Source organism: Risungbinella massiliensis (genome assembly GCF_000942395.1).
Lineage (GTDB): Bacteria > Bacillota > Bacilli > Thermoactinomycetales > Thermoactinomycetaceae > Risungbinella > Risungbinella massiliensis.
In genome coordinates this window covers 461,338-473,627 of sequence record NZ_LN812102.1, presented here as the reverse complement: position 1 = coordinate 473,627, position 12,290 = coordinate 461,338, and the positions used below count along the sequence as shown (strand labels likewise).

Annotated in this window: 10 protein-coding genes; 6 read left to right on the top strand and 4 right to left on the bottom strand. The window is 39.2% G+C overall.

The annotated features are described in order from the left end of the window. Positions 1–7: 7 nt before the first annotated feature. The 6 genes from VJ09_RS02760 (at position 8) to VJ09_RS18295 (ending at position 6,363) form a co-directional block, all read left to right on the top strand. A complete protein-coding gene (locus tag VJ09_RS02760; protein ID WP_044640144.1) occupies positions 8–1,804 on the top strand; it encodes an energy-coupling factor transporter transmembrane component T family protein in 1,797 nt (598 codons plus the stop codon). Continuing rightward, positions 1,801–2,436, top strand: a complete 636-nt coding sequence (locus VJ09_RS02755; protein WP_044640143.1) for a hypothetical protein — start codon at positions 1,801–1,803, stop codon at positions 2,434–2,436. The genes VJ09_RS02760 and VJ09_RS02755 overlap by 4 nt, the downstream gene beginning before the upstream one ends. Next, positions 2,437–2,814 carry a lysozyme family protein gene (locus VJ09_RS02750; protein WP_044640142.1) on the top strand — a complete coding sequence of 126 codons (378 nt, stop codon included), beginning with the start codon at positions 2,437–2,439 and terminating at the stop codon, positions 2,812–2,814. It abuts the gene before it with no gap. Between the two features lie 586 nt (positions 2,815–3,400). Next, complete coding sequence (locus tag VJ09_RS02745; RefSeq protein ID WP_044640141.1) at positions 3,401–5,227, top strand: reverse transcriptase/maturase family protein; 1,827 nt, start codon at positions 3,401–3,403, stop codon at positions 5,225–5,227. 106 nt (positions 5,228–5,333) lie between these two features. Beyond that, entirely contained in the window at positions 5,334–6,089 is a 756-nt protein-coding gene (locus VJ09_RS02740) for a M23 family metallopeptidase (RefSeq protein WP_052807186.1), read from the top strand. Between the two features lie 103 nt (positions 6,090–6,192). Next, on the top strand, positions 6,193–6,363 hold the full coding sequence (locus VJ09_RS18295; protein WP_154662336.1) for a hypothetical protein: 171 nt from the start codon (positions 6,193–6,195) through the stop codon (positions 6,361–6,363). Positions 6,364–6,816: 453 nt separating this feature from the next. On the opposite strand, the gene VJ09_RS02735 is transcribed toward VJ09_RS18295, so the two are convergent. The 4 genes from VJ09_RS02735 to VJ09_RS02720 all read right to left on the bottom strand — a co-directional run bounded on the left by VJ09_RS02735 (position 6,817) and on the right by VJ09_RS02720 (position 12,241). Next, the gene (locus VJ09_RS02735; RefSeq protein WP_044640140.1) at positions 6,817–8,622 is read right to left on the bottom strand and encodes a DUF2357 domain-containing protein; all 1,806 of its coding nucleotides are present in this window, start codon (positions 8,620–8,622) and stop codon (positions 6,817–6,819) included. Beyond that, positions 8,606–10,531, bottom strand: a complete 1,926-nt coding sequence (locus tag VJ09_RS02730) for an McrB family protein (RefSeq protein WP_044640139.1) — start codon at positions 10,529–10,531, stop codon at positions 8,606–8,608. The genes VJ09_RS02735 and VJ09_RS02730 overlap by 17 nt, the downstream gene beginning before the upstream one ends. Next, positions 10,532–11,590 (bottom strand): hypothetical protein, encoded by a 1,059-nt coding sequence (locus tag VJ09_RS02725; RefSeq protein WP_044640138.1) that lies wholly within the window; start codon positions 11,588–11,590, stop codon positions 10,532–10,534. It abuts the gene before it with no gap. A gap of 294 nt (positions 11,591–11,884) precedes the next feature. After that, positions 11,885–12,241: a TolB family protein gene (locus VJ09_RS02720; protein WP_044640137.1), complete on the bottom strand. Its 357-nt coding sequence runs from the start codon at positions 12,239–12,241 to the stop codon at positions 11,885–11,887. Between the last annotated feature and the right edge of the window lie 49 nt (positions 12,242–12,290).

Genomic DNA, 12,290 nt, shown 5'->3' with positions numbered 1-12,290 from the left:
GTTAGGAATGGCAGTTTGTTTTCTTAAGAAGGAAAAGGGTAAGTGGCTGGTTATATCAGCCTTCTTTCTTCTCATGATTTGTTTTCTTTCTACTCCTGTTGCGGCCAACACAATAGGGGTGAGCAATTCCCAATCTTCAGCAGATAGTATTTTGCCAGATCAAAAACCGATCCAGTCGAGTACCTATCAACCGATTTACGACCAATATGAAGTAGCTAATTATTCGTTAGATAGTGAGGATTATCACTATTCTCCTTTTTACCAAGCTCTCGATTCCTTACTCGATTTTATCTGGTATGGAATTGCTGCAGCAGCTAAATTTACGGTTTATGTCTTGCAATGGAGTTATAATCTCACAACGTTTGATGCCTTGGTAAAACCGATTGGTGCATTCGTGTTAGCTCTTCGAGAAAAGTTGTTTGTGGGGAATCTTTTTGTTTTGGTGTTGTTTTGTTGTGGGCTTGGATTGATCTTCTCGTTTCGCAAAGATGGAGGTATTTTCCGCAAGATGCTCAACATGATGGTTAGCCTGATTCTAGCTTTTACCTTATTAGCGAATATGCCAATGCTTATTTCAAGCCTGAATAAAATTGGGCGTGCTGGAGGCGAGATGGTTTTTACTGTCTATGGTGCGGTGGACCCAAAGGCTCCCAAAGTGCAAGGCCTTTCAACAGCTAATGCTTCTTTGCTGCATGTAGGAGATCAGTTTTTCCGCTACAACGTCTATCTTCCTTGGCAAATGGCAGAGTTTGGAGATTATTACGATGGACCGGCAGTTGCTCCAAGTGGGACAAGCCCTACTACGGTTCAAGAGGATGCAAACTACTTTTTATCTCGAAACCCATTAGATGCAATGCAACGCTTAGAAAGAAAAAAGCAGGCAACACTCTACACCCAAGGCTCGTATAGCAAAGAGATGAGTAGCGGTACAGTCCCTGAAACCATCGATCCGAACATTCGACCTAAATATACTTCGATGACCGAGGCGGGGATGGGCTCTCGTGTATTTATTACTCTCCTTACGTTCGTTCTAGGTTCCTGTTATGGTCTCTTTTTATTAGCGATAGCAGGTGCATCCTTAGCTTGTCACTTGTTTCTCTTGATTCTAGCAATCTTTGCTCCATTTCTCTTCTTGCTTGTCTTTATCCCTGCATGGGGAGAAGTGATGCTCTTTCGGTGGTTCCAATTAGCTGTGATCGCAGGAATTTACAAGATCATCATCTCTCTACTATTAGCAGGTCTTCTATTTTTCCAAGGAATGCTCTACTATACCGGAAATGCCACCTCGTGGGGCTGGGGCTTTACGATGTTTACCCAGATGATCATTTTGTTTACCCTTTATTTCTTCCGTAAATCATTGCCAACGTTCCTCCGAATGCCTGGAACCTTTGCAATGCAAACCACCACTGGTGCATGGCAACGGACAGAGAGCTATCGGAATCGGATCAAACCAACCCGATCTGAATCTCCTACACAAATGAAGATGACGAGAAATCGAAAATCTTTCGTATCTACTGAGCCAGACACTTCTCGCAGAACTGCTGTTGTAACTAGTGCGGAACCAGAGTCACGAATACGAGAGTCATTAGGCGAGGAACAAAAAGACCCATCAGTAGAAAATCGAGTGGAAATAGATGATCAGGTAGGATTAGTCGAATCAAGTGAGGATCCGAAAAAGGAAACAGTGGAGAGCGATCTAGCAAAACGAAAAGAGATTCAAGAAGAAATCGACGAGGTATATGAGGAAGTGGTTACCGAACAGAAGAAAGCATCGAAGTGGTTTACTTGGAGGAGAAAAAAATGAAAAAATCCTGGATGATACGAATGATTTTCGCTGTGATCTGGGCGGGTGTATGTACGACTTGGTACTTTACACAATACGATTTTTCAGACTCTCCATCTGGTAAGCCAAAAGCAACTCCTATACCAAATCCAACAGAACAACCAGTTGTTATTCAGCCAAATCCGGTGCAGCCGTCACCTAATCCAGTACAACCGTTTCCGAACCCGGTTGTTCCGCCTGTTCCAATGCAACCTACACCTACACCGCCTGTGCCAAGTCCGCCAGCTGTAATCATTCCGTCTGAGCCTGTAAGTTTATCGGAACAAGATCGGACCGAGTCAAAAAAAGTAATTGAATCCTTTTTGCGAATTTATCTGACCAGCACTCAGACGGGCCCAACAGAATTAGCAGACCAGCTGAAGGATTATACGACGGAAGAGTATTTAAATAAGCTCAAAAGCAGTCAGAAACTACTTCCTCCTATTCAGATCAAAGAGATGACCTCTTCCCTTGTAGAGCCTTCGTATATTGCAGGAGGTATTACGTATCATGTGGTGGTTGTGTCAACAGACAAGTGGGAATCCGATTATTGGTATTCTCTGAAGAAAAGTACGGATGGGAAATGGAAGGTCGTACGACAGGAGGCCATTTAGATGCAGCCGGATACCCCTGTTTCGTTACGACTTACCCATGATTTCCTTCGAGCGATGGGTGCTCTTCTTCTTTTGATCAGTGGGCTTTTTATCAGTCTTTACTTATTGGCTGCGTTAGTGGCACAACTTGATCAGGAGAAAGTTCCTGAGTTGGAGATGGACAGTACCATTTCCGAACTTGGCAAGCAACAAATCCCAGCAGATCTTTTTCCAATCTACCAAGCGGCAGGGAAGAAGGCTCGTGTACCCTGGCAATTTCTTGCCGCGATTCATTGGAAAGAGACGAACTTTGGTCGTACGACGGCTCCTACTGATCCGATACGAAAAGAAATGACCAGCTCAGTTGGTGCGATCGGACCGACGCAGGTGCGCACGTAAGGGCGCTAAAAGAATCACCTTTGGCAAAGGTGCAGGTTATAAGTCGTAATCAGAACCTGTCGTCACCCAACTTATCCGGGAGGGAAACTAAACGGGGAGTGTAGCATGTTGGGAAAGTCACAAGTTGGTTAGTTACCAAACCACGACTGAGTGGCAAGACGAGAATTAGTAGATGAGGATGAAGGCTAAACTGCTTGAATGACAGTCCGAGGGGGAGTAGGTCCGCCTACAGCGAAAGGTAGCTAGAAACGCCGTACAACCAGGTTGACTCGATTAACTGTGTATCGAAGTCATAAAAGTAGTATCAGATGTCTGAAAGCTGATACTAACGCGACTCTTGGTTGCCCAGCCTTTGTAAAAGGAAAAGGACGAACGTCGCATCCGACACTACTATCCGCTATGTCTTTTAGTGTCTAAACGTGGATCACCTAAGGCGGAACGCCGAAAGGCTATGACCAATAGGGTCTGAATATCCGCTACGGTGACGGAGTTCTCGTAGTAGTCCGAGGTAGGGAAAGCTTACCACATGGCGAAGGAGAACAGTTTATCTAGTCTAATACCAAATTGGGAAGGAGCGTGAGGCTCTATGAGAAGTCCAATAGTAGTGTTAGACAATCTAGCCTCGAAATCAACACAAGTTGGGTACAAATACCAGAGGTTGTATCGGAATCTTTACAATGTCGAGTTTTACCTTCAAGCATACAACAAGTTGTATGCAAAGGAAGGAAACATGACAGAAGGTACGGATGACGAAACCATTGATGGTATGAGTCTTAAAAGAATCGAAAAGATCATCGAGAAAATAAAAGATCTAAGTTATCAACCAAAACCAGTTAGAAGAGTACACATACCCAAGAAAGACGGAAAAACCAGACCATTAGGTATACCTTCCTTTGAGGACAAACTTGTCCAAGAGGTAATCAGAAGCATTCTAGAATCTATCTATGAAAAGAAGTTTTCGGACTTCAGTCATGGATTCCGGAAGAATAAAAGCTGTCACACAGCACTCCATCAAGCACAGAAGTGCTTCACAGGAGTCAAATGGTTCGTCGAGGGTGACATCAAAGGTTTCTTTGATAACATCAATCATCATGTACTTATTAATATTCTTAAGAAGAATATTAACGATGAAAAGTTCATCGACCTAATATGGAAATTCTTAAGAGCAGGGTACATCGAAGACTGGAAGTTCCAGAAGACCTATAGTGGAACCCCTCAAGGTGGAATTATCAGTCCGATTTTGGCGAATATTTACTTGAATGAACTAGATCAATATATTGAGGAATACAAACAGCGGTTTGATAAAGGCACAAGATGGAGTAGAAGAAACAAAGTTTATAGAAGCAAAGAGCATAAGAACTATAAACTCCGAAAGAGTTACAACAAGATATGGAACACACTCTCCGAAGACCAGAAATCAATCGCCGTTAGAGAAATAAAAAAAGCCAAGAAAGAACTGATGGAAATTCCGTATTTTGAACCAATGGATAAAAGCTTCCGCAGGATGCATTATGTAAGGTATGCTGACGACTTTGTCATTGGAGTGATAGGAAGTAAGGAAGACTGTCAGAAAATCAAACAAGATCTAACTAACTTTCTGATGAAACACCTAAGTTTAGAACTATCTCAAGAAAAAACGCTCATCACTCATAGTTCTAAAAAGGCACAATTCCTAGGGTACGACCTTGTCGTACCAAGAAGTCCAATGATCAAGTACAACAGCAACGGAATCTCTCAAAGGTATGGAATGATATGTACCTTACTTGTTCCGCAAAAGGTCTGGGTTGACAAACTCTTCCAGTATCAAGCAATCAAGATGATACCGAACACCAATAAATGGCGATCGGCACACAGGATACCACTGGTTTTCAATGATGACTTAGAAATACTAGAAACATATAACTCCGAAATTAGAGGTATGTATAACTACTACAAACTAGCAACGAATGTCTCGCATTCTATTAGCACGTTTAAGTATTACATGGAGTACTCCATGTACAAAACGTATGCTAACAAGTATAAATCGAGCGTTAAGAAAATAATTGCCAAATACCAAATTAACGGTAAATTCGGAGTGAAATATAGCACTAAATCAGGAACAAAAACTCGATTCTTTTATGACCAAGGTTTGAAACGGCAAAGATATAAGATCGAAAACGATCCTACAGTCGATAATGAACCAAATGCCCTCAAAATCAGAGGAACCCGAACTAGTTTGATGGAGAGACTTTTAGCTACAAAATGTGAATGGTGTGGATCAGAAAACGTACCTTTAGAGATGCACCACGTAAAGAAGCTAAAAGACCTGAAAGGCAAGAAAGAATGGGAAAAATTCATGATTGCCAGAAGAAGAAAAACGTTGGCACTTTGTACAAAGTGCCATGTAGACCTTCATGCAGGGAAGCTAGATTGATAGATGGAGAGCCGTATACATCGAGAGGTGTACGTACGGTTCGGAGAGGAGTGCTTGGAAACCTACCGTCGAAAGACGGTAAGGCGCTGGGTGCTTACTCTACTTTATGGATCTTACTTGGATTGGATGGAGCTGGCGAAATGATCATCCTGGAGTTGCGACCCGAGTAGGGGATATACCAGATACCTATCCAATTGCGATAACGGATTGCAAGATGATCCAAAAATATAATGGCTATGGAACAGATGGAAATGGGGATGGACTGTGCGATCCATGGAACGAGGTGGATGCAATCTATGCCACTGCTCAGTATCTTGCTAAAAATGGAGCAGCAAATGGCGAGATTGAAAGCGCAATCCGAGCCTATAATCATAGTGATAGTTATGTACAATCTGTTATCCAAAAAGCATCTGAGTTCAGTGTGCCAGTCGATGCGGGCAACTCTAGTCACAGTCCTTTTACAGGGATATTTCATTGGCCAGTTCCTACTTTATCTAATATCACTTCTCCTTTTGGAGTTCGTACTGATCCAATCAATGGTAACAAAAAAGAACACCGTGGTATCGATATATCAGGACCGAATGCGCTAGGTGCCCCTTTACATGCCTCGGCTAGTGGTATTATCACGGTCCGCTATGATTCAGGAGGGTATGGAAACTACATCGTCATTGAACATGAAAATGGATATACCTCATTATATGGGCACTTGCAATCTGTCACTGTTCATACTGGGCAAGTAGTACGCCAAGGACAGGTCATTGGATATGTAGGGAACACAGGGCGATCAACTGGACCACATCTACATTTTGAAATTAGGAGAAACAATATTCCGCTCAATCCATTGGATTTTGTGAGAAGATGACGAAATATAGAGGGGATTTAATCAAAAGATCCAGTATAGAGCATAATGAGTTTCAGTACATTAGTGTATCGAAAGGGTATTGTTGCAGTTTACTTTGGGGTACATGAAATGGCTACAAAGGTTCCTATATGTTACGTTGTATTACTTTGTTGATAGCTTTTGGACATATGTTCGTTTTCTTGATGCAGAAGGCTATGAAGCAATCCGTTTTGTGGTTTTAGGACTAGTATTTTGGGGACTTGATCACTTAGTCACTTGGTATTTTGAAGAATAAATTAACATCGTAATCGTAGTCGTGTTATATAAATGATAGATTTTCCTGATCTGATAAGATCTAACCACATAGCGATTAGATAAGAACACAAATAGCACACTTTTTCTAGGACAGAAAAGTGTGCTATTAGCATTGTTAAGAGCAGGTTTGTTGAAATAAAGCATACAAGCACTTATCGCCTCATTATGGATGGAATGCTCCTCATAATAAAGGATTCTTTTGTATTGCACCCAAACCTCACTAGATAATCATCTTGGACAATTAATGTTAGAAAAAAGGTACTGCATCTAATGGTTTATTATTCGAAGGTTATTTTCGTGATGAATCTGTTAGTACCTTAAAAGTACAGTACTACCGATCCAGAACTAAAGGTAATGTTCTATGAGCACAACGATCCAAGACAAGGTGACTATGAATTCTCGGTACTGGTAAGAAACTCCCACCTCTACAGGTTTATCTAGTCTTCTGTTCCGTATGTCTTTCTGAAACCTCTAGATAGTCCTGTAGCATATTATCAATAACATCCTCTAATTCATCCTCAATGAAACTCGTGTCATCTCCAGGACATAACCGCAGCAAATGCACGATTCCATTCCAGTGTTTTTGGCTTCTTTTTTCTGAATTTAAGTCTCTGCTCGGATAGAGCCCCCACACAACAGAAGCAGGTTTATAGTGACGCTCTTTCATCCTTTTCGATACTAAATCCCCATATATATAAGGAGAAGATGTTTTGGCTTGGTAATCCGTTAATTGGTTAATTACTTTCTGACCCGTATAGTGGTTCCATATACTATCTAACTGCCTATACTTAAAGTCAAAAATGAGACTACCAATATAGATTCCTTCCTTATAAACATCGATACGTCCATCGGGACAATTATGAGAGGACACAGTGTATAAGGGGTTTGTTTCTAAATCTGTTTTTTCTTCCGACCTTGGAATGGATTGATCATAAATGAGATGAAGAGTGAGATCGTCTTTCTCGAACGTAACCCTGGTTCCAGATTGTAAAGTAGGGACAAAGAAATTTTTTGTATAACTATAGAGCCATCCTTGCTTTGGTTGATAATCAAGGCTTATTAGCGTTTTGCAAATATGCATATATCCCCATATTTCATATAGAAGATCTGTTTTTTTCCATTGAGAAGCAAAACTGCTTTCAATACTAATATGAAACTGATCGGAGACGATTTTTCTATATAGCTGGTATATGATCCGATACCGAGAATCGAGATTTAAAACATTCGAGTACGAATTTCCGGTAGATTTGGATACGTCCTTTAACCAAGGGGATTGGAAAAATCTCTCGAAGTTTCGTTTCATAGAACGGCTTTTCTCTCTATACTCGTGTAGAGTTTGAATCGCTTTTTTCTTTTCTCGATACTTAATCTGTGTGTTTTTTTGATATCGAAGAAATTTCTCTAGCTCTTTACACTCTTCTTCAAAACCAAGAATGGATCCATCAATTGCTTCCATAAATTGATCTAGCAGATGGATAAACGTCTTTACGATCTTTTGGATCCATCTATTTTCCAATAAATCGTAATCAATCATGTTAATTGGAGCGGGAATCAATTCTTTCTTATCTGGATGCGTTAACTGATACCTCAAGCTATGTTCATCTATATATTTCGCTCTACTTAACCAAGTTAGTTTGTATTCTTTCTTTATTTTATATCTTGGTTTTAGCGCAATATCGTTTAATGAAATCATCACTTTACTATAACTCTTCAGTATCAGTTCAAATTGATACAGTAGCTTTACAGGGATCGCACGTATATTGGAGCGACCTAAGCCAAATTGGTTTTGGATAAAGTCTTGTGCTAATCCCTTTAGCTCTTTTTCTAATTCATCTTTCATGTATTCCCATTGAGACTGCGTAATCTGTTTTGGTTCAATATGCAAAGTAGAAAAGTAACTCTTTTGATAGGCCACTACTTTAATAGGATAAAAACCAGGGATCAAGGGATAGTGGGTATCATAGTTCTGAAATAAGAGTCTTGTTTCATCAGAAGGATGCAGATAGCTATTACCATCTGCATCTATTTTCGCAATCTCCAAGATCTCAAATCCCGCTATATATAGTTTTGCGTTCGGATCGGGGCAGTTGAACAATAAACTTAGTTCTGTGTTTTCTTTCATAACAACCGTATTTTCATCAAAAAAGTGTTCATCTGTTTCCATAGCAGTTACAGGGATCCTTCGACCGGCTTGATAGAAGATTAATTCAAAAGGGTAACTATTAACTTGTGTATCCATTAATAGTGAGCTCCTTTGCTTTACTCATTACGACATTTCTACTTTCTGTAAAGTTGGATACTTGAGGATATTGGTTGAAGAGGTTCAATAAAAAGCTTGCTTCTACCTCATTTGATTCTCTATTAAAAGTCCCAACTATGTTCCCCAAGAGCTCTTCTGGACCACGTAGTTTGGTAAGGACACGTTGTACTAACTGAAGATCAAACGCCTCTTGTCTCGTTAGTTCATCACCAGCAGGAAGGTTACGCAAATACAAGTCCATCTGCTTTACGATACGAAAACCAATGCCATACTGCTTATTAGAGGACTGTAAAGCTTGATGAATATTTTCGAGAATTGTAATCTCGTCGGTAGTTAGGCAAGGAGCGGTATCTAATTTCTTCCGGAACTCTCGGAAGTCGTTTGCTGTAAATTGTTTTTTTTCTAAGATTCCTTTTTTGGGTTTGCCCCAATTGAGATTCCGGAACGACATTTGGGTGTTTAATGTAATCACGTTAGCACGATCTAGTACTTTATCGGAAAAATGATAGGTAGACTCATCGACATTGACTGTTCCAACAAATAGGATATTATCGCCTAACACAATGGACGGTTTATATTTACTAGCATTATATAAACGAGACTCTAGTTCTTCGTTATATAAATTTAACTGGCGTCTAGGAGGATCCAACTCTAATACAGACAAAAATTGCGAGAAATAATGCTCTACTCGTGCTAAGTTCATCTCATCAAAACAGATAATATAGAGCTTATTGCTGTTTTCTTCCTTGGAAGCATGGACAAGGGTATTAATTAATTGAGAATCTCCAGGACGGTATACCATGTGAACCGAATCGACATAACCGATCAAATCGGCATCATCAGTCCATGAAGGGCGTACGGAGATGATGTTTAATTGTTGATCATCCATTCCCCAAGCTTTTCCGTACATCTCTACTAGCTTTGATTTCCCTGTTCCACTCATCCCAGATAAGATCACTAGGTTAGAAGATTTCATTGCAGTGTGGAAGTTGATAATGTCCTTTTTATCGTAAAGCAGTCCATGTTCTTGGGTGATTTTATAGAAATGATTAATAAAATGACTCTCGTTATCTTCCTCCACTTCAATACTTGAATCAGAATGACTGATGTCTGGTTCCTCTGCCTCCACTGTAACAATCTTCACGGGGGCAGCATCTTTTAATAAGTCTTCGAATATGTAATAGCTATCCAAATCGATAAATAGAACATCTTCATTTCGAGGAACTTCAATGATGCGCTCTAACCATTCTTCGGGCATGTCCTCTTGTTTGAGAAGATTGTCATAAAATAATTGGAAGCCGCCATGTGCGTATTGATGTTTATCAAATTCCCCAAATATAGTATATCGTCCATCGTTATGTCGCCATAAAACGTATGTTGGAGTATCAGCTGGTTCGTTGGAAAAACGGCTGATTTTTCCTATATGCTTTCGCTGCGTTAATTTATGGACAAACTCATCGAAGTTGGTATGATGTTTTCCTTCACTAAAAACAGGGACAGGTTGGAAAAACATGTTATCAACGTAACTTTCGAATTTCGCTTTTAACTTGACATTCGTTGCTTGGCAAATGGTATTTCCATCAGCAGTCACTTTTCGTTGCAATCCAAAAATAATAAAATACTTACTCAGATAATCCTTCAGTTCTTGAATTCGTTCTCCATCCGAGAGGAAGGGATTATCTTCAAAATCCCATTCCTCCAGATAAGTAGAATAGCACCATACTAAATTTTCATTGGGGAAACTTTCGGGAGTTTGGGAGATAATTCGTATATAAAATTGGATTGCTCTTTGTTTATTAATGAATACAGCTTCTCTTCCTGTTTTCTCTCGTACATAATCATCATCAGCTAGAACTCCTACTACATCCATATCCCATATTTTTTGCATTTAGATTTTCCTCTCTAATAGTTCGTCGGTTAATTTAACTAATTCATTGTGATCTTGAATGCAAATCATTTTTTCGAAACCAAGAATCTTTTGAATATCACGCTTTAATTTAAAGGATACTTGATATTCTATCAGCCAGATATAATCACAATCACAATTTGTTTTGATACTGGATAAGTCATTACATATCGTAACGCTAAATCCATGTGATTGTAACTTGTCTATTACTTTTCTTGGCCTATTTCCGATTAAAAGAATGGATTTTTTTTCTTGGTTTTGGTTTGGTAAAGGAGGAGACAAAGAGGATGCTGCTTCTTTGTAAGAAAGGAGAGTCGCTTTGGCCAGTTCTAATTGATCCTTTAGCTTGCTGTTTTCTTCTTCGAGCGTACTTATTACACTCTGCTTGTCGTCGATGATCGTATCTTTCTGGGATGATGCTTTCATCGTCACATCTAACATTTGCTTAACATCATCAAGTTCTTGTTGCAGCTTTTCTAAGGACTGCTTTTGACTTTTCTGAAGCTCTGTTAAGGAGTGGATTCTCTTTTCTTTGCTTTCTAGTGTCTGAGTCTTTTCTTCTAAACTAGATACGTATTTGCTAATCTTTTCTTCTAACATTTTGATCTTATCCTCGGTGTTTTCAAAAGAGAGGAATGCTTGTCCTAGTTCAGGTAACATGTTCGATTGTTTTAACTGATCATACAGTGCAACTCCTGCAAGGTATTGATCATGATAGGAGCTGGAAAGTAAAGAAGCTAGAACAGCTACTGTTTTCGATTTTTCTATTGAAACATATTCATATAGAAAATCGATCTTTTTGTTCCTGTATATAAGCCATTGGTCCTGTTCGTTACACCATTGATTTATTTCACCCTTTATTTTTAGTATATTCTTCGTTGTGGTTGCTTGTTGAATCAATCTGTCTTTAATTAAAGCCATATTTTTTTGATAATTACTTTCTCTAAACCCTGGAATTTTGATTTTTAGTTTTTTCGAGATGTGGACTAGTTGTTCATCTGGAATGTGATGGAGTATCCACGTCCATATTTCTTTATCCATGTAACTCCTCCTTTTTTAGAATATTACTTCATTTTAACTCAACTTATTTCGTGAAAGTAGTTTTTTAATATCATTATAATTAATATATACTAACTAAAAATAAATTAGTTACTTGAATATAACTCTTATCTACTTTATGGAGTTACAAATTCAAACAAAAAGGCAGCGGTATATTTATAGACCGCTGCCTTTTTGTTTTGAGACAAGATAATAATAGTGAGTTTCTATAGTATCTATATGTGGGTCGCAAAAGTTTAATTGAGAATCCTGGAAGTGATATAGATTGTGTTCAAATTATCGAATCCAAGCAATAGGATTGTTCATTAGCTTGCCATTGTCAAATATTTGTAGGTTCGATCCATCAACATTCATGATATACATTTTGTTTGGAGTACCAGTACTTAACCCATTATGAAACATAATTTTCTTGCTATTTGGAGACCAAATGGAAAAGACGACATGATCTGAAATATGACTTGTCCGGTTTATTTGATTTGTTCCATCAGGATTCATGGTATAAACATCAGAAGATCGACTGTAGGCAATTGTTTTTCCATCTGGAGAATACGAAGCACCATATTCAGAGGTTTCGTTACTAGGATCTCCTGTTACTTGTCTCTTGTTGGTTCCGTCTGCATTCATCAAGTACAAGTGATAACGCCCAATTTCATCGGATGAAAATACTAGCTCGCTTCCATCG